Source organism: Streptosporangium sp. NPDC049078, assembly GCF_040648855.1.
Taxonomy (GTDB): domain Bacteria; phylum Actinomycetota; class Actinomycetes; order Streptosporangiales; family Streptosporangiaceae; genus Streptosporangium.
This window is the reverse complement of the sequence record NZ_JBEZEL010000002.1, coordinates 103,115-120,302: the sequence shown is the minus strand read 5'-3', so window position 1 is coordinate 120,302 and position 17,188 is coordinate 103,115. Positions and strand designations below refer to the sequence as shown.

General features: G+C 64.9%; 15 protein-coding genes and 1 CRISPR repeat array. Of the genes, 10 read left to right on the top strand and 5 right to left on the bottom strand.

Annotation, left to right across the window (positions count from 1 at the left end; all coding sequences use genetic code 11):
• Nucleotides 1–60 precede the first annotated feature (60 nt).
• The 5 genes from AB0B90_RS03415 to AB0B90_RS03395 form a co-directional block, all read right to left on the bottom strand.
• Nucleotides 61–357: an HU family DNA-binding protein gene (locus AB0B90_RS03415; RefSeq protein ID WP_362920546.1), complete on the bottom strand. Its 297-nt coding sequence runs from the start codon at nucleotides 355–357 to the stop codon at nucleotides 61–63.
• A gap of 92 nt (nucleotides 358–449) precedes the next feature.
• A complete protein-coding gene (locus AB0B90_RS03410) occupies nucleotides 450–611 on the bottom strand; it encodes a hypothetical protein (RefSeq protein WP_362920544.1) in 162 nt (53 codons plus the stop codon).
• Between the two features lie 112 nt (nucleotides 612–723).
• The gene (locus AB0B90_RS03405; RefSeq protein ID WP_362920542.1) at nucleotides 724–885 is read right to left on the bottom strand and encodes a hypothetical protein; all 162 of its coding nucleotides are present in this window, start codon (nucleotides 883–885) and stop codon (nucleotides 724–726) included.
• The gene (locus AB0B90_RS03400) at nucleotides 882–1,145 is read right to left on the bottom strand and encodes a hypothetical protein (RefSeq protein ID WP_362920540.1); all 264 of its coding nucleotides are present in this window, start codon (nucleotides 1,143–1,145) and stop codon (nucleotides 882–884) included. Before AB0B90_RS03400 ends, AB0B90_RS03405 begins: the two co-directional genes overlap by 4 nt.
• 77 nt (nucleotides 1,146–1,222) lie before the next feature.
• Nucleotides 1,223–1,372 carry a helix-turn-helix domain-containing protein gene (locus AB0B90_RS03395; protein ID WP_362920870.1) on the bottom strand — a complete coding sequence of 50 codons (150 nt, stop codon included), beginning with the start codon at nucleotides 1,370–1,372 and terminating at the stop codon, nucleotides 1,223–1,225.
• A 179-nt stretch (nucleotides 1,373–1,551) separates the two neighbouring features.
• On the opposite strand from AB0B90_RS03395, the gene AB0B90_RS03390 reads away from it, so the two are divergent.
• The 10 genes from AB0B90_RS03390 (at nucleotide 1,552) to AB0B90_RS03345 (ending at nucleotide 17,179) form a co-directional block, all read left to right on the top strand.
• Complete coding sequence (locus tag AB0B90_RS03390) at nucleotides 1,552–2,325, top strand: GntR family transcriptional regulator (protein ID WP_362920538.1); 774 nt, start codon at nucleotides 1,552–1,554, stop codon at nucleotides 2,323–2,325.
• 58 nt (nucleotides 2,326–2,383) lie between these two features.
• Nucleotides 2,384–3,144: a CRISPR direct-repeat array (repeat unit 29 nt; unit sequence CGGCTCACCCCCACGGGCGTGGGGAGGAC).
• Between the two features lie 295 nt (nucleotides 3,145–3,439).
• Nucleotides 3,440–4,630 (top strand): CRISPR-associated endonuclease Cas3'', encoded by a 1,191-nt coding sequence (locus AB0B90_RS03385; RefSeq protein WP_362920536.1) that lies wholly within the window; start codon nucleotides 3,440–3,442, stop codon nucleotides 4,628–4,630.
• Between the two features lie 260 nt (nucleotides 4,631–4,890).
• Nucleotides 4,891–7,359, top strand: coding sequence for a CRISPR-associated helicase Cas3' (gene cas3 / locus AB0B90_RS03380; protein WP_362920534.1), 2,469 nt, complete (start codon nucleotides 4,891–4,893; stop codon nucleotides 7,357–7,359).
• Entirely contained in the window at nucleotides 7,346–7,705 is a 360-nt protein-coding gene (locus AB0B90_RS03375; protein ID WP_362920532.1) for a hypothetical protein, read from the top strand. Before cas3 ends, AB0B90_RS03375 begins: the two co-directional genes overlap by 14 nt.
• 66 nt (nucleotides 7,706–7,771) lie before the next feature.
• Entirely contained in the window at nucleotides 7,772–9,349 is a 1,578-nt protein-coding gene (gene casA, locus AB0B90_RS03370; protein ID WP_362920530.1) for a type I-E CRISPR-associated protein Cse1/CasA, read from the top strand.
• Complete coding sequence (gene casB / locus AB0B90_RS03365; protein WP_362920528.1) at nucleotides 9,346–9,960, top strand: type I-E CRISPR-associated protein Cse2/CasB; 615 nt, start codon at nucleotides 9,346–9,348, stop codon at nucleotides 9,958–9,960. Before casA ends, casB begins: the two co-directional genes overlap by 4 nt.
• An 18-nt stretch (nucleotides 9,961–9,978) precedes the next feature.
• The gene (gene cas7e, locus AB0B90_RS03360) at nucleotides 9,979–11,169 is read left to right on the top strand and encodes a type I-E CRISPR-associated protein Cas7/Cse4/CasC (protein ID WP_362920526.1); all 1,191 of its coding nucleotides are present in this window, start codon (nucleotides 9,979–9,981) and stop codon (nucleotides 11,167–11,169) included.
• A gap of 6 nt (nucleotides 11,170–11,175) precedes the next feature.
• A complete protein-coding gene (cas5e, locus tag AB0B90_RS03355; RefSeq protein ID WP_362920524.1) occupies nucleotides 11,176–11,946 on the top strand; it encodes a type I-E CRISPR-associated protein Cas5/CasD in 771 nt (256 codons plus the stop codon).
• Nucleotides 11,921–12,625 carry a type I-E CRISPR-associated protein Cas6/Cse3/CasE gene (gene cas6e, locus AB0B90_RS03350; RefSeq protein ID WP_362920522.1) on the top strand — a complete coding sequence of 235 codons (705 nt, stop codon included), beginning with the start codon at nucleotides 11,921–11,923 and terminating at the stop codon, nucleotides 12,623–12,625. Before cas5e ends, cas6e begins: the two co-directional genes overlap by 26 nt.
• A 3,186-nt stretch (nucleotides 12,626–15,811) precedes the next feature.
• Nucleotides 15,812–17,179 carry a ricin-type beta-trefoil lectin domain protein gene (locus tag AB0B90_RS03345; protein WP_350944404.1) on the top strand — a complete coding sequence of 456 codons (1,368 nt, stop codon included), beginning with the start codon at nucleotides 15,812–15,814 and terminating at the stop codon, nucleotides 17,177–17,179.
• Nucleotides 17,180–17,188 lie beyond the last annotated feature (9 nt).

The following is a 17,188-nucleotide window of genomic DNA, read 5'->3' as shown; positions in this document are numbered from 1 at the left end:
CAGGTATGGGGTCGAGGGCGGAGGTCGGCGGCGGAATCGCCGGCCTCCGCCCGCCTCGGGTCAGGCGTTGACGAGCGACTGGCTCTCGCGGACGAGGGACTTGAACCCGTCGAACGGCTTGAACTTCGGCGCCCACACACCGGCGATCTGGAGGGGCGCGCCGGTCTGCGGGTTACGGCCGTTGCGAGCCTCCCGGTAGATGGCCTCGAAAGCCCCAAGGCCCGCGATGGTGACCGGCTCGCCGGCGGCGACGACGGTGCGAATGATGTCGATGGCAGCGGTGACGGCGGCGTCGGCCTGAGCCTTGGTGAGATCGGTCTGCTCGGCGATGGCGGCGGTGAGGTCGGTCTTGTTCACGATGCTTTCCTTCTCTCGCTGGTGCTGGAGCGGGTGCTCCTGCGTGCCCGCCTGGGACTCGCACCCAGGGGTCTGCTGGTCGGGCTGGTGGGTCAGCGGGCGCGCTTCTCCAGCGCGGCCCGGTAGGTGCGGTCGTCGTCGGTCTCCCGGCCGAGCGCCTCGGCCTGCTCGGCGAGGCTGGTCTCCAGCAGCACGGCGGCGGAGTCGAGCCGGTTGAGGTTGGCGAGGTCGCGGGCGATTCGCTTACTGGGCATCACTTGCCTCCCTTCGGCTTGCTGGTCTGGATCGGCCGACGGGCCTGCTCGGCGTTGGTGGCGCGCTCGGTAGGGCTGTGGAGTGGCTTGGCCGGGGTGTGCAGCGGGGCGCTCATCGCTTGCCCTCCTTCTGAACCTGCTCGGCCAGCTGCTGGTCGTAGGCATCACGGACGGACGCGCCGGGGGTGGTACCAGGCCAGCCGGAGGGCTGCTCGCCGTTCGGCCATCCCTTGTGGCGGGGGATGTGATGGATGACGACCGTGGGGACCTTCACGCGGCCACCGCCGTCCGGGCCGCGGCGACCAGGTCGAGTCCGGCGCGGAAGTACGCCGCGGCCTCGTCGAGCGGGAGCTCGTCGTGGACGCGCTGGTAGGACAGGACCATCGGGGTGCCGTCGAGGCCGTTGGACAGGTAGACGTCGGCGAACTGGCCGGACGCGGGGCGGCGGCAGTGGCTGTCGTCGGGGTGGGCGCCGGTGTAGTGGTCGGTGCACCACGGCTGGCAGCGCGGCGGTACGGCGGTAACGTTGAACACGGGTCTTCCTTCCTGTTTGGGCAGGCAGAGGGCTCGGGGCCTGTTCGGTGTTGGCGCACCGGCAGGCCCATTTCGTTTCAGGCGCTCAGCAGCGCCTTGACCTCGGTGTCGGGGACGCGCCACTGACCGCCGGGTGTGCGGGTCGCGGCGATGCGGCCGGTTCGCGCCCACGTCACAACCGTCTTGGGCGAGACTCCGAGCATGGGTGCGACCTCCTCCGGCTTCATCAGGCGCGTGGGCGGGTCGGTCACGAGGTGCCTCCAAATCGGACATGCGGGAATAAGCCCTCCCCATGGAGCCGTTCTCCTTCGGAGAGGAACTATGTACTACGTACTTCATACTACTCGTCCGGCGTCGGGTCAACGAGAATGAAGTACGTAGTGCCGCGCCCGATAGGATCATTCGTATGTCCGCAGCCAGTAGTCAGTACCGCGACATCGCCTCAGTGATCCGCGTCCGGATCCGCGAAGGCGCCTACGAGCGTGGAAAGGCGCTCCCCAAAGAAGAAGACCTGGCCAACGAGCTAGAAGTGAATCGCGTGACCGTCAACCGTGCCGCACGGATCCTCGCCGCCGAGGGCCTCATCCGGGTGCACCGGGGCGTCGGATGGATCGTCCACGAGCTCCCGCCGCTCCCTCGCGATGCGGCTACCCGGCACAGCCGCGAGGCGCGCGAGCGTCAAGGAAGCCGAGGTGCACTCGCCACCGAGCTGGCCACGCTCGGCTACCACTTGCGCTCGAACAACACCGTCGGCCCTGGCCAGCCACCCGCACAGGTCGCCGAGATCCTTGGGGTGAATCCGGATGCCGACAGCGTCGTGGTTCGCGCTCGACGCATGTTCGCGAACGACGTGCCCATTCAGATCGCCACCAGCTACATTCCGCTGTCGATCGCCGCTGGGACGCTGATCGAGCATGAGGATTCCGGGGTGGGTGGCATTTCCAGCCGTTTGGCCGAGCTGGGCCACGCCCAGGTGGAGATCGAGGAGTGCATCAACGTCCGGCCTCCAGCGCCATCGGAAGCCGCGTTCTTGCGGATGACCGGGGATCAGCGCGTTTATGAGATCACCCATACCGGGTGGACAGCCGATGACCGGCCCGTGAAGGTGACGATCTACATCATGCCGACCTACCAATGGAACCTGCGCTATCGGTATCCGGTGGACCCTGCCGACGCCTAACGTGCGCTGGCGACACCGGCCCTCGGGGTCGGCCTCATTTCAGCGCCGACTCCACCGCCAGCTCACCCCCATGGGCGTGGGGAGCGCGGCGGCGACGTACGGCTGGATATAGCCCTCAGCGACTCACCCCCACGGGCGTGGGGAGGACTGGGCATTGATAATGTCCAGCGCGCCCTGCTCCGGCTTACCCCCACGGGCGTGGGGAGGACATCGTGAACCAGCGTTCGATCGCCAAGACCTGCGGCTCACCCCCACGGGCGTGGGGAGGACATCGGTCAGGGCGTCGAGCAGGGCGGTGATCACGGCTCACCCCCACGGGCGTGGGGAGGACCACACCACCCACCTGCTCCGCCTCGCGGTCGGCGGCTCACCCCCACGGGCGTGGGGAGGACCACCACCGGTACGTGGAGCCGTCGCCGTGCTTCGGCTCACCCCCACGGGCGTGGGGAGGACGATCGGGTCCGAACCGGCGTCGAGGCGGCGACCGGCTCACCCCCACGGGCGTGGGGAGGACCTCGTCACGTGTCAGCGTGTCACACCCCCCAGCGGCTCACCCCCACGGGCGTGGGGAGGACCAAGCAATAACCACATACCGCTACTACGACGACGGCTCACCCCCACGGGCGTGGGGAGGACGCCTCCACCTCGGGGTCGGCGTCCGCTCCGGCCGGCTCACCCCCACGGGCGTGGGGAGGACCCGAGGAGCAGGACGGACCTGCATAACCATCACGGCTCACCCCCACGGGCGTGGGGAGGACGCGCGGATCAGCTCGGTTTTGCGGAGCCCCTTCGGCTCACCCCCACGGGCGTGGGGAGGACACTTCCCGACCTGCTGTTTCACAAACGCACTTGAAGTTTCTGGCAAGCCGAACACGTCGCCGAAGACATAGCGACAAGCCTACTCGCCCCGTGGGGGCGACTGATCAATGTCGATATAAACATAAATGTGGCATTGGTGTACGAAAATGGCATATAGGGATATTTTAAACGAGAGTATTTTTCATGTTCTTTGTTTGACGTGAAATGTCGGCGGTTGTCTCTACAGTGAGCTCTCGTAAATCTGATCAGCAGGCACGCGTCTGCTGGCAGAGCCTGAGCCACTGACGGAGAAGCTATGGATGGTCCCCCGGAGATTGACCTCACGTTGTGGGGCAAGTCGCGAGGACTTCCAGGGCGCTACCCGCTGGTCTGTCATCTTCTCGACGCCGCCGCAGCGGCAGAGACCCTGTGGGACGACTACCTCTCGCCCGGCCTGCGCGCGTCTCTGGCGAATGAGCTGGGAGTCGGTGAGAGACATGCGCGGCATCTGCTCGCGTATTGGGCGGCATTGCACGACATTTGCAAGTGCATGTTCTGTTTCCAGGCGCAGGATGAAACGGGGCTTGGCCAGCTCAGCGGTTATCCAGAAGTGCGCGCCGAGCCGAAGGGGCATGCGTTCGCCGCGCATGTCTGGTTGGGGCAGTTGCTGGTGGCTGCTGGCTATAAGGTCGGTAGGAAGTCGTCCCCTGCTATCCGGGTCGCTCAGCTACTCGGCGGTCATCACGGCAGGTTCTCCCCGTTCAACCATCGCGAGTTCCGCGACCCGCTGGACTCGCTTCCGGCCCTGGGGGACGGCAAATGGGAGGAGCAACGTCAGGCGATCGCAGCTTTGGTGCACGAGCTGACGGGGCGTCCGGAGCCGCCGCAGCAGGTGTCGGCCGCAGGGGGAGCGTTGGCATGTGGCCTGGTGATCCTGGCGGACTGGCTGGTGAGCCAGGACACCTTCCTGCATAAGCAGATCGGTGCTGGCCTGCCGGAAAGCGGCGATGTGGCCTGCCTCGGGCAGCACTTGGTACGTAGCCGGGCATCTGCTTCGAGGCTTCTACGAGAGGCGGGCCTTGGACAGCTGACATTCAAACCTGGCGGGTTCGGTGACGACTTCCCGTTCACGCCGAACGGCTTGCAGAAGTCCATCAGCGAATGCCTTCCCGCCCTCGTCGACGGCGATCCAGGGCTTTTGCTGATCATGGCGCCGATGGGGGAGGGCAAGACCGAGGCCGCGCTGCACGCAGGGCGCCTGATGGGTGAGGCCGCAGGGATGCCGGGTTACTTCGTCGGGCTGCCGACGATGGCCACCTCCGACCAGATGCTGCGGCGGGTGGACGACTTCCGCAGGCGCAGGGTCGAGGGCGCCGACTCGCTGACCCTGCTTCATGGCATGGCCTGGTTGAACGCCACCTATTCCGCAGAAGGGGACTCGGTGGTTGGTGGCTCACCCGTAGGCGGGGAGGACAAGCACGCTTGCTCTGACGGACAGCTCCCCTAAATGCGTGGGAGGACGGCTCTGACCTCCAGGGGGACCTTCCGCCAGTACGGCCCGCTCCTCACGGGGTGGAAAGAGCCAGATGAACCAGGGGAGCGGTCGTGTCGCTCAAATTTGTACAGGGAGATTAATCTATAACGACCCCGCATGTCCGTTGTATGTACTCGATTTGCCTACGCAAGGATGAGCGTTAACCCTCTTGTTTATAAGTACGATCCCGGTTTGCGGTAGCTGGATCCTCCCGTGATGCTACGAGGCTGTCTTTGAATAATCATACAGGACAAAATATTGATTTTCGGGTTTTTTGGGGCAAGGCGGACAAGGGGAGTGAAATACATCCGCTAATCTGTCACGCAATTGACACGATGGCAGTAGCGGAGTTGCTGTTCGAAAAACTGCTCAGTCCCTGGACGCGCTCAAGGCTTGCATCGGTGTTCGCGCCGGTCGGTGACGCTTGGGCGTGGGTGCCGTTCTTCTGCGGCTTACATGATCTCGGAAAGTTGTCCCCGGCCTTCCAGGCGTTGCGCCGGGATCTTGCGGTGGGACTGATGGGCGAGCCTGCGGCAACCGTGCTCCGTGCGATGCCTGATCACCAAGAGTTGCGCCAGCGTGTGGACACCCCGCACGGGGTGCTCACCACAGTGCACATGGATCGGATCTTGCGGCAGTGGGGTGCGCCGCCACGCACGGCTCAAGACGTCGCGTACGCGATCGGCGGGCACCATGGGTTTATTCCGCGTAGTGCGACGGTCATCGAGGCTCGCAAGAAGCGGGGAGATCGGGGAGGCGCGACCTGGGACGGCTGGTGTGACGGCTTGGTCAACGAACTACTGCGTCGATGGGGATTGGCCTCACTGCCCGTGTCGTCGTGGGAACAAGTACGGATCGAGCTAGGGCTTATTGCCGTTATGTCCGGGTTGACCTCAACGAGCGACTGGATCGCCTCCGACACGGGGAATTTTCCCTATGCGGGAGCAGAGGTGGATCTGGACACCTACGTGGCTCAAGCCAAGAGTCAGGCGGCGGTGGCGGTAGAGCGACTGGGGTGGATCTCTTGGACACCGCCAGAGGATGTAAGTTTTGCGGGCCTATTCCAGGAAGAAGCGCGCCCGGTTCAAAGGGCGGTGGAGGCGCTGGGACACATTTTTGGCTCACCAACTCTGTTGATCGTGGAGGCTCCGACAGGTGAGGGAAAGACGAAAGCAGCCTTGCAGGCTGCCGCACGGGCGGCCCGATTCGCCAGCGAAACACACGGTGGGTTGGGTCTGTATTTCGCGGCTCCAACCAAGGCAACTAGCAATCAGGCCTACTACGCGATAAAGAAGATGCTGAAATCTCATCAGCCCGATCTCATGGTGAGGCTGTTGCACGGCAGCTCTGGTGAGTTTTTGGCCGCTCAGACCCTGGCGCACGCAGTTGAGGGCGAGGTGCGGCCGGTGTGCGTGAACGAAGACGAAGAAACGCCGACTCAGTCTGATGCCCGAGAGTGGTTCACTCATAAAAAAGGGCTGCTTGCGCCGGTCGGGGCCGGAACGGTGGACCAGGTGCTGATGGCCGGGATCAGGTCCAAGCACGTCTTCGTCCGCTTGGCCGGGCTGTCGGGCAAGGTTGTTGTGATCGATGAGGTGCATGCCTTCGACACGTACATGTCGACGTTGCTGGACCGGGTTTTGGGATGGCTGGGCCTGCTGGGTGTTTCGGTGATCTTACTGTCGGCGACCTTGCCCGCTCATCGCCGCACACAGCTCATCTCCACCTGGCGCGCAGGTAGGGGATGTTCACAGGAAAGCGGTGCTGGCCAGCAGATATCCGCCTATCCTCGGATCACCTATGCCACCGGTAACGACGTCATAGCGTTTCCCGTAGGGGTGAGCGATCTCAACGCTGATCGCTTGGTGAAGCTGGACACCGTGGCTGATGAGGAACTAGTGGACTGGCTAATCAGTAGGGTCCGCAAGGGAGGCTGCTTGGCGGTGGTTCACAACCTTGTCCGTCGTGTCGAAGACACCTGCGCCAAGCTGGAAAAGGCCATTGAGAAGCTTCCCGCCGGGGAACGACCGGAGTTGTGGGTCATCACCGGTCAGATGGCAAACGGGCCTCGTTACGAGGTTGAGGAGAAGCTGCGCGAGCGGTTCGGCCCTGCCACGAAGGACCACTCCTGCCCGTGGCCGAGGAACCCGAATCGCCCCGTTCGGGCCATTGTCGTGGGAACACAGGTTTTGGAGTCAAGCCTGGATTTGGACTTCGACGCCATGGTCACTGATCTCGCGCCGATCGACAGCATCATTCAGCGGATGGGCCGGGTGCAGCGCCACGGGAAGGTTCACCGGCGTTTTTCCCATCTGGCCGAGCTCACCGTGGCGATCACCGGTGTGATTGAAAGCGATAAAGGCCCGGTGCTTCCTCCTTACACTGGCGCGGTGTACCCACGGGCGCTCACCTGGCGCACGTGGGCGGTGCTGAAGGATCGCACCCACGTTCACTCACCGACGGAGGTGTCGGATCTGATCGAGCAGGTCTACGGCACCCATCCGGTGGCCTATCCGCCAGGTTGGAGGGGCGGTGAGAAGGCTGACGAGCAGTTGGCGCGCAAGAAGGACAACCAAAGCGCTGATGTGCGGCTGATCTATCTGCCGCTACCTGAGCCTGACCGCTCACTCAAGGACATGACCGCACAAGCGACACATGCCGGCAAGACACGCGGCAGGAGCGGTCCTCATGAGCGAAGCTGACGACTTTCCGGAAACGGCTCAGCTAATCGCCGAGGTGGTAGCCCTCAGGGCCGTTCCTACCGGCGTTGTTGCGGTGGAAGGCAGCACGCCCATCGATCTGGACAGTGATGCCCCTCTTGCCCCTGAGGTGCTCGGACAGATGCTGGACTCCTGCGTGCGGCTCATCGCGCTGGCTGATGTGCCCTACGGGCTGGTCGAGGCGATCCAGCGGCAAACGGTCCCGCCGGCCTTCGCCGACAACGCATGGCTGAGCCGGTATCGGGCGCTGGTATTTCGCGATGACCGATGCGTGGTTGAGAAGTACCGCCTGCGCTACTCCCGTCGTTTCGGAGTACTGATCGACTAATCCACGCGCTAGCCGACCGCTCCCCGGGCGGCCGGCGGTGGCGCCTGAACGCAGGAAGGCACACATGTGATCTTTGATCTGATGGAGCAGCGCTGGCTGCCGGTGGAGCGGTTGGATGGCTCGCCCGATGAGGTGGGGCTGAAGACTCTGTTGTTGCAGGCACGCGCGTTTCGGCGGTTGGCCGCCGAAACGCCTACGATGACCGCGGCCCTGTACCGGCTGGTCCTCGCCTTGGCGCATCGGGTGTATGAGGGCCCGGCGGACGCTGACGCGTGGGGTGCCTTGTGGCGGGAAGGCTTCACCGCGGGTCCGCTGGAGTCCTACCTGGCCGTCTACGGTGAGCGGTTCGACCTGCTGGACCCCCAGCGGCCGTTCCTGCAGTGCGCACCGCTTGCCAGCTGTCCGCCGTCCAGCGCCGCCAAACTGGTGCTCGACCGTGCGAGCGGCAACAACGTGACTCTTTTCGATCACACCACTTCGGCTGATCAGATCACATTGGAACCTGGGCAGGCGGCCCGGCTGCTGGTGACGGTTCACGCCTACGACCCCGGGGGGACCAAGACTCCGTATCGGACCGTTAAGTCGTCTACCCGGGGCCTGGCGAACTATTTCGGGGTCGTGATCGTGGAGGGCGGAACGCTCCACGAAACCCTGATGCTCAACATGCCGATCTACAACCCGCGGCGGGGGCAGCCCCAGCCCACGTCCGTTCAGGATCGACCGGCGTGGGAATCGAACGCTTTCCCCAACCCCGAGCCCGATCGGCGCTCGTCCCAAGGCTGGACAGACCTGCTGACGTGGCCATCTCGGCGCATCCTTCTGCTACCGCGAGACAGCGAGACCGGGCCGGTGGTGGGAAGCGTAGTGATCGCTCCGGGCACCGAGCTGCGTGATGAGCTGGCCGAGGTGGAACTGATGTCGGCGTTTCGCCGTCCCCCGCGCAAACCACGGCAGAAGAAGTGGGAGGAGTTTCGGGCGGTCCGGCTGGACGAACGCCGGGGCGTGTGGCGCCATACCGAGACGCTGCTCTTGGCGGGTGATGAGCAGCAGCGCCGCCGCCCCCGCGCCCTAGATCACATCGCTGACCTGGTAGAGGACGGCATCATCGGGGACGACACCGTCTACACGTTGCGGGTGCTCGGCCAGCGCCTTGGCTCTCAGGCCGCGGTGATCCAGTCTTGGTCGGAGGAAGCGGTCGCAGCCCCCGTTGCGCTGCTACGCGCCCAGCACGAGCCTGCCGGTCCCATCATCGGACATGCCGTCGACCTGGCCGACCAGGTAGCCGGCGCGCTGCGCGACATGGAGAGCACCTATGCCGCCGCCATGAAAGTCGACCGCGACAGCACCGTCGACCTGGCGTACTGGAGTCGGCTGCCCGGCCCATTCGACAAGTTCCTGCGCGCGCTGGGCGAGGCGCGCCGCCAGCACCGATCAGAAGCCGCAGCCATAGAGGCATGGGCCGGTGATGTGCGCACCCTGGCGACCGCCACGGCGAACCGTTGGGTTAACGGCTCGCCTCGAACGGGCCGCAACCTCTCGGAGGCCGGGCGAGTGTTCGGCCAGTTCACCGGCAAACTCCACCACCTCATCAACGTGTTCACCGCCCAAGCGGGACAGTTCATCAACACGGAGGCCCTAACGTGAGCATCCAGGCCCCTTCAGCACCACACGACGAGGTCCGTGAACGGCGACGCCGGTTCGTCGGACACCTGTACGGCCTGCACGCCAAACTCGAGTCCGCAAACGCCCACCAGGTGTCGGAAGCCCGCCGGACGTTGGCGCAACTTCGCCGTTCCCTCACCGGCCCACGGCACGAAGCCGATGCCTACGCCGTGGTCTTCCCCTTCGATCCTCCGCAGGCTGAGCAGCAGGCGTGGATCCTGGTCGCCGGGCTGTTCGCGTTGAATCCCCGGCCACGATCACGAACCGCCCCCGGCTCCCGTTCCCTGGGAACGTCAATGCGAGCGTTGGTGGCCGAACGCAGTTCCGCTGAGCGGCGCTTCGTCCAACTGCTGGCTGTGGATCGCGCCTCCCTTCCGCACTACCTACGCCAGACGGTACGGCTCTTGGGTGCCGAGGACATCGCGCTCGACTACTACCGGCTTCTGGACGATGTGGTGACGCTCATGCATGAGCGCGCCGACCCCGACCGCGTCCACCGAGTCCGGCTGAACTGGGCACGCGACTTCCACCGCCCCGCACCTTCTCCCGCGGCTACGCCTCCCACCGCGTCCGTAGTCTCCCCAACCATCTGACACCCCCAGGAGAATCCTGTGATCATCGAGCTTCACCTGTTGCAGTCGTTTCCGGTGAGCAACCTCAACCGCGACGACACTGGACAGCCCAAGACGGCCACCTTCGGCGGCGTCATGCGAGGAAGGGTCTCCAGCCAGAGCCTCAAGCGCGCGGCCCGGCTGCTTTTCAACGAGTACGGACTCAGCCAGGACGAAACCGGCGTACGCACCAAGCGACTGCTGGATAACGCCGTTAGCATCCTGGTCACCGAACACGGCCGTGACGCGGAGGCCGCTACCGCCGTGGCCACTGCAGGTCTGGAATCCCTCGGCTTTGGCGTGGACGCCAACACCCGTCTGACCCAGTACCTGCTGTTCGTCGGACGTCAAGCCTCGCAGTTGCTCGCCGACTTCTGCCAGCGCGAATGGAACCGGCTCGAAGCCGCAGCCGCCGCTAAGGCCACCAAGAGCCGCAGCAGGAAGAAGACCGCAGACGGGGAAGATGAGCAGGCCGAGGAGGCCGGAAGCACCGGCAAGACCAAGAAGATCAAACCGTCCAAAGAAGACCTGGCCGAAGCCCGGCGCATTTTGGACGCCAGCAAGGTTGCCGATGTCGCCCTGTTCGGCCGGATGATCGCCGATAACAAGGACTTCAACGTAGACGCCGCCTGCCAGGTCGCCCACGCACTGTCCACCCACGCGGTGGTCAATGAGTTCGACTACTACACCGCAGTGGACGACCTCAAGCCTCAGGACCAGTCCGGGGCGGACATGATCGGCACCGTGGACTTCAACAGCGCCTGCTACTACCGCTACGCCAATCTCGATCTGAACCAACTCGCCCACAACCTCGGCAATGACACCGACTTGGTTACCCGCACAGCTCAAGCCTGGCTGTCTGCCTTCATACACGCGGTTCCCAGCGGTAAGCAGAACTCCATGGCAGCCCTCACCCTCCCCGACACGCTCGTGTCCGTCGTCCGCCAGAGGGGCGCATGGAATCTCTCCAACGCGTTTCTGCGTCCGGTCTCCGGAACCGACCTGATGGGCCTTTCCACCCAGCGCCTCATCGAACACCTGGGGCAGCTTCGCGAGTTCTATGGCGGGAGCGACATCGTCTCGGTCATCGCCGCATCCCTCACCGGCAACCTCAACGGGATGAAAGACACCGAGAAAACCAAATCTTTGAACGAGTTCACTGGCCGTATCTTCGCCGCAGCCAAGGCCTGACAGGCGATGACGCTCAGCCTGGCGCTCTGTTTGGACGCGCCCATGCAATCCTGGGGCATTCGGTCACGCTTCACTACCCGCGAGACCACCACGGAACCCACCAAGTCCGGAGTCGTCGGCCTGCTCGGCGCCGCCTTGGGAATCTCTCGCGACGACCAAGCTGCCCTGAGCGAGCTCGCGGCGCTGCGCATGGGAGTGCGTGTCGACCGCGAAGGCATCCTGGAGCGCGACTACCACACTGCCCAAAACGTCCCCACCACCGCTGGTTCCGGCCACCGCACTGTCGTAAGCCAGCGCTACTACCTGGCCGACGCCGTGTTTCTCGTCGTCCTCCAAAATGAGGACACCGAACTGCTGACCAGGGCAGCAGAGGCGATCCAGCGACCCCACTGGCCACTGTGTTTCGGACGCAAGTCGTTCCTCCCTGCTCGCCCATTGATCACCAGCGGCCGCGCCGATCACCTACGGACCGGAGCCGGCCTGCAAGAAAAACCTCTGGAGACAGTCCTGGCGGAACACCAATGGCTGGAGACCTGCCCCCTCGCACATCAACGCGAACTCAAAGCAATCGAGAAAGGTAAGACCGGCACACTGCGCAGCATGGTCGAATGCCACCCGTCCACCCCAGGCGCGGAACCTCGACGCGACCAACCCCTCTCCTTCGCCCGCGGCGACCGACGCTTTACCTCCCGCGCCGTGCTCAGCGGACACGTGCCCCTCACCCCAAGTTTGATCTCAGCAGGAGAACCGCGTGTTCCTGAGCAAGCTCACCATTGACCTGACCTCACGGCACTTCCGCCGCGACTACGCCGACATCCATCAGATGCACCGCACCGTCATGTCCGCCTTCCCTAACGTCGAAGGCGACACCCCGGCACGTCAAACCCACGGCGTGCTCTGGCGCTTGGACCACAGCGACCGAGGCTTCCTGCTGTATGTCCAAAGCCACATCGAGCCGAACTGGTCATCTCTGCCCGACCACTACCTTGTCGAGCCGCCTCAGGTGCGTGATTTCCAGCCTGTGACAGAGGCCATTACGGGTGGCCGTAAGTTCGCCTTCCGCCTGGTCGCCAACCCGACCCGCGCCGTCAAACGCGAAGAGAAAGACCAGATCAAACGCGCAGAGGCTGGGAAACGCCCTCAGCCTCGCCATGTCGTTCTGCGCACACCTGACAGCCAGATCGATTGGCTGGTTCGACAAGGCGAGCGACACGGCTTCGTCATCCCAACCGGCAGGAACGGACAACCCGACGTCGCTCCCTACCCCGCCTTCAGGACTCAAGGACAATCTCACGGTGACGCCCAGTCCCACCGCATCACCATCGACCATGTCCGCTACGACGGCCACCTCATCGTCACCGACCCATCTAGGTTCACACCCGCCCTCCAAGAAGGCATAGGCCGCGCCAAAGCCTACGGCTGCGGCCTCATCAGCCTTGCGCCGCCCAATCACTAATCTCGACGATTGGAAATTGAAAACTCAACAGCGAACGCCTTTAAGGGAAATTGGTTTTACTTTCGAACTTGCAGCCCACCGTTTCTATTCTCCATATTTGTGAGGATGGGCTCCTCGCGTTTTTTTAGATGAATGGTCTGTATCTGTCCTTCCCGTGCCCGTGGGGGTGAGCCGGTCGATGACCTGCCCGCGTGGGCTCAGGCTGAGTCCTCCCCACGCCCCTGGGGGTGAGCCGAACTTGCAGCCCGGCGACGTGCTGCTGTCGGGGTCCTCCTCACGCCCGTGGGGGTGAGCCGGGCGTCCTGGACCGCGTCATCCGCAAAGTGACGTCCTCCCCACGCTCGTGGGGGTGAGCCGATGTTCGACCAGGGGGTTATCTCCGACGGTGAGTTCTCCCGACGCTCGTGGGGGTGAGTCGTCCTGCCACAATGCCAGCAAGTCTTTTTGGCGTCCTCTCCACGCCCGTGGGGGTGAGCCGTACGACTACTTCATCACGCCGGTTAAGGGCTGGCCCTCCCCATGTCCGTGGGGGTGAGCCGATCGCTGAGGCGCTCTACATGGTCTACGACGGGTCCTCCCCACACCGGGAGGTGAGCCGTACAGCTCGGACCCCGTTCGTGGCCGAGTTCATCCTCCCCATGCCCGTGCGGGTGAGCCGCGGGAACACAGCGGGAACGGGGGCCTGTCCCCGTCCTCACCCACGCCCATGGGGATGAGCCGATCTACCAGGTGGCGGGCGCTGCTGGCACGGTGTCCTCCCCACGCCCGTGGGGGTGAGCCTGGCTCCAGAGCGATCTCCCCGCAGAGGTTGGTCTTATCCCCACGTACGTGGAGGTGGGCCAGGGCGGGTGGCCTTCTTCTCGACGAGGTACGCGTCTTCACCACGCCCGTAGGGATGAGCCGAACACGCCGATGAACGTCTGTATGACGCCGACATCCTCCCCATGCACATGGGGGTGAGCTGGCGGCGATCATCGACCTCGATATGGGCTACGAGTCTTCCCCACGCCCGTGGGGGTGAGCCGTAGTCGGCGTGCGAGTTGCTGATCTGCACGTCGTCCTCCCCACGCCTGTAGGGGTGAGCCGCGGACCGCGACGTTGACGGGCGCGTAGTCACCCTCCTCCCCACGTCCGTGGGGGTGAGCCACTCTGTCCAGCGGAATGAGGGCCGCGCTTGGTGTCTTCCCCACGCCTATGGGGGTGAGCCGCAGGGCATCGACCTGATGTCTGAGCTGGTCCCCGCCCCACACCCGTGGGGGTGCACCGGATGCTCCGTTCGGGGTAGCGGGGTTCGGTGAGTCCTCCTCACGCCCGTAGGGGTAAGCCGCGCTGGAAGAGCCAGCGCCATCCGCTCGAATCGTCCTCCCCATGCCCGTGGGGGGTGAGCCGACCTCGCCCTGTGCGCTGAGACCGACCCGGAGGTCCTCCCCATGCCCGTGGGGGTGAGCCGCAGCTCAAGCGGCTCGTTGAGGCGAGCGTGCTTTCCTCCCCACGCCTGTGGGAGTGAGCCGTCGCCAGCTGCAACAGCCGTATCACCAGGGGGTGCTCCCCACGCCCGTGGGGGTGAGCTGGCGCAGAGCCGCGCGGTAGGCCGCGTCTCTCTGTGCTCCCCATGCACGTGGGGGTGAGCCGTCGTGCGCCGTCAGGGGGATGATCGCGGTATCGTCCTCCCCACGCCCGTGGGGGTGAGCCGGACTACGAGATGCCGGTCCTTGGCGTGGCTGAGTCCTCCCCACGCCCGTGGGGGTGAGCCGCCTCGCGCGTACGCGGCAGCGAGCAAGAAAGCGTCCTCCCCACGCCCGTGGGGGTGAGCCGGCGGCGAGTTCCATGAGCATGCCGCGGGTGAGGTCCTCCCCACGCACGTGGGGGTGAGCCGACGGCATGATGCGCGTCTCTCGCGATGGCGGAGTGCTCCCCACGCCCGTGGGGGTGAGCCGCTCAGCGCCGTCACGTTCTCCCGGATCGTGGAGTCCTCCCCACACTTGTAGGGGTGAGCCAGCCCGGCCGATCCCGCTGAAGTTCCCCGGACTGTCCTCCCCACGCCCGTGGGGGTGAGCCGGACTACGGCGGCACCGTGAATTCCGGCTCCGGGTCCTCCCCACGCCCGTGGGGTGAGCCGTTCCGGAACCCGTCACTGTGCGGATGACGCCTGTCCTCCCCACGCCCGTGGGGGTGAGCCGCTGACCGCAGAGAACGCCGACGTGCTGTTCCAGTCCTCCCCACGCCTGCGGGGGTGAGCCGGACAAGCTCTACCGGAAGATCACCGACACCAAGTTCTCCCCGCGCCCGTGGGGGTGAGCCGTCCTTGACCGCCTTGGCGAAGACGACGCCCTCGTCCTCCCCATGCCCGTGGGGGTGAGCCGTACCGTTGCTCACGGCGCGGCGGGTCTTCCGGATCCTCTCCACTCCCGTGGGGGTGAGCCGAGGTAGAAGCGGCCCAGCTTGTGGTGCGGGATGTCCTCCCATGCCCGTAGGGGTGAGGAGCATTCAGTGTCTGGTGGAGCAGCGCTGTGCCGAATGCGTGCTGAAGTTCTGCGTAGACGCAAAGCATTCAGATCGTTTGCCCAGGTAGACAGGTTGATCGAAGGTGGCAGTGAGCGGGACTCATAATCCCTGGGTCGCGGGTTCGAGTCCCGCCCGCCCTACCCCTCATGGCCGTGACAAGAGCGCCCGTGACCTGTTCTTACGCGGTCCCGGGCGCTCTCTGATCGTCCGGCTGTCAACGGTCGTCGGTTCTCCGCGGTTGATCGCGCCGAATGGGCGCCGAAACTATCGGAACTCTGTCGAAAACTTCCCGGCAAGGCGTAATGCGCGTGACGGCGGCATTCCATGATCACGGTTGGGGTCGTCGTCCTCTGTCCGGTGCGTGATTGACCTACCTCACTACGAAAGTTTCATCCTGTGAGCCGAGGGCGGATGCGAACCTTCCCTGGCCAGCGCGCCCCACGGGCCCGGGCGTCCGGGGCTGCGAAGCAAGTTACTTGACATCCGCAATCGGGTCGTATTTGCTCCCTTGCACTACACCCCCTACGCGTGCAAGCGGCATACCGATGAGTTCTGGTGAACGTTAGCGCTCACAATTCGATTCCGGTTTCACAACTCCAGGAATTGGATGCCGCTGATGGAGAGGAACGCAGAACATGTCTTTATCGTCGGCCCGGTCCCTACAGCCAGAGGGAAGCGCAAATGTTGAAGCATAGGTCCATCCTCGGGGCCGTGGCGCTCGCGGCGGCTGTCGTCCTGATGACGGGGCACGCGGCGATGAGCAGCGGGAGCAGCGCGGGGAGCTCTGCGTCCGCCGCCGCATTCGCGGGAACCGCGGGATGTGGAAAGAACCCGACGCTGAGCAGCGGAACGCACACCATTCAGTCCAGCGGGAAGAATCGCAGCTTCATTCTGCGAATTCCCGCGAACTACAACAACAACAACCCCTATCGCCTGATCTTCGGCATCCACTGGCTGAACGGCACCATGAACGACGTCGACTCCGGTGGAAGCAGCGGGGCCTCCTGGTCCTACTACGGGCAGCGGCAGCTGTCGAACAACACCGCGATCTTCATCGCGCCGCAGGGCCTCAACAACGGCTGGGCCAACTCCAACGGCGAGGACGTCACCCTCTTCGACGACATCATGCGGCGGGTGGAGGCGGACCTCTGTGTCGACCCCTCGCTGCGCTTCGCCATGGGGTTCAGCTACGGCGGCGGCATGAGCTTCTCCCTCGCCTGTAGCCGCGCGAATGTCTTCCGCGCGGTCGCGGTGTTCGCCGGCGCGCAGCTCAGCGGATGCAGCGACGGCTCCCAGCCCATCGCGTACATGGGACTGCACGGCATCACCGACAGCGTCCTCAACATCTCGCAGGGGCGGGCGCTGCGGGACAGGTTCGTCCGCAACAACGGCTGTACCGCCCAGAACCCGCCTGAGCCGGGCTCGGGCAGCCGAGGGCACGTCGTCACCGCCTACTCGGGGTGCCGGGCCGGATACCCCGTCGTCTGGGCCGCGTACGACAACGGTCACACGCCCGCCCCGGTGGACGGGACCTACACCGAGAACGGCGCCCAGACCTGGACCAAGGGGGAGGTGTGGAAGTTCGTCTCCCAGTTCCAGAGCACCTCCACGCCCAACCCGACGCCCACCCCGACCGTCACCCCGACGGTGACGCCGACTCCCACCCCGACCCCCACGACCAGCTTCCGCCTGCGCAACGAGGGCGCCGGACGCTGTGTCGACTCGCCCAACAGCGCCAGCGCCAACGGCACCCAGTTGCAGATCTACGACTGCCACACCAACCCCAACCAGCTCTTCAGCCACGACTCCGGCAGACTCCAGACCCTCGGCAAGTGCCTGGACTCACCCACGAACGCCGGCTCCGGCACCCGCGTGCAACTGTGGGACTGCCACACCAACAGCAACCAGCAGTGGACCTTCAACTCCAACGGCACCGTGACCAGCGGCGCCAACAACCTCTGCCTCAACGTCACCGGCACCGGTAACACCTCCGCCGTGACCGTCGCCACGTGCAACGGCCAGGCCACCCAGAGATGGACCAGGGCATGACCATCCGCT

What these genes read in the sequence shown, in the direction of transcription:
- AB0B90_RS03410 (WP_362920544.1), bottom strand. Translation starts at nt 611, where the DNA reads ATGCCCAGTAAGCGAATCGCCCGCGACCTCGCCAACCTCAACCGGCTC.
- AB0B90_RS03395 (WP_362920870.1), bottom strand. Translation starts at nt 1,372, where the DNA reads ATGAAGCCGGAGGAGGTCGCACCCATGCTCGGAGTCTCGCCCAAGACG.
- AB0B90_RS03390 (WP_362920538.1), top strand. Translation starts at nt 1,552, where the DNA reads ATGTCCGCAGCCAGTAGTCAGTACCGCGACATCGCCTCAGTGATCCGC.
- AB0B90_RS03385 (WP_362920536.1), top strand. Translation starts at nt 3,440, where the DNA reads ATGGATGGTCCCCCGGAGATTGACCTCACGTTGTGGGGCAAGTCGCGA.
- AB0B90_RS03375 (WP_362920532.1), top strand. Translation starts at nt 7,346, where the DNA reads ATGAGCGAAGCTGACGACTTTCCGGAAACGGCTCAGCTAATCGCCGAG.
- cas5e (WP_362920524.1), top strand. Translation starts at nt 11,176, where the DNA reads ATGACGCTCAGCCTGGCGCTCTGTTTGGACGCGCCCATGCAATCCTGG.
- AB0B90_RS03345 (WP_350944404.1), top strand. Translation starts at nt 15,812, where the DNA reads ATGTTGAAGCATAGGTCCATCCTCGGGGCCGTGGCGCTCGCGGCGGCT.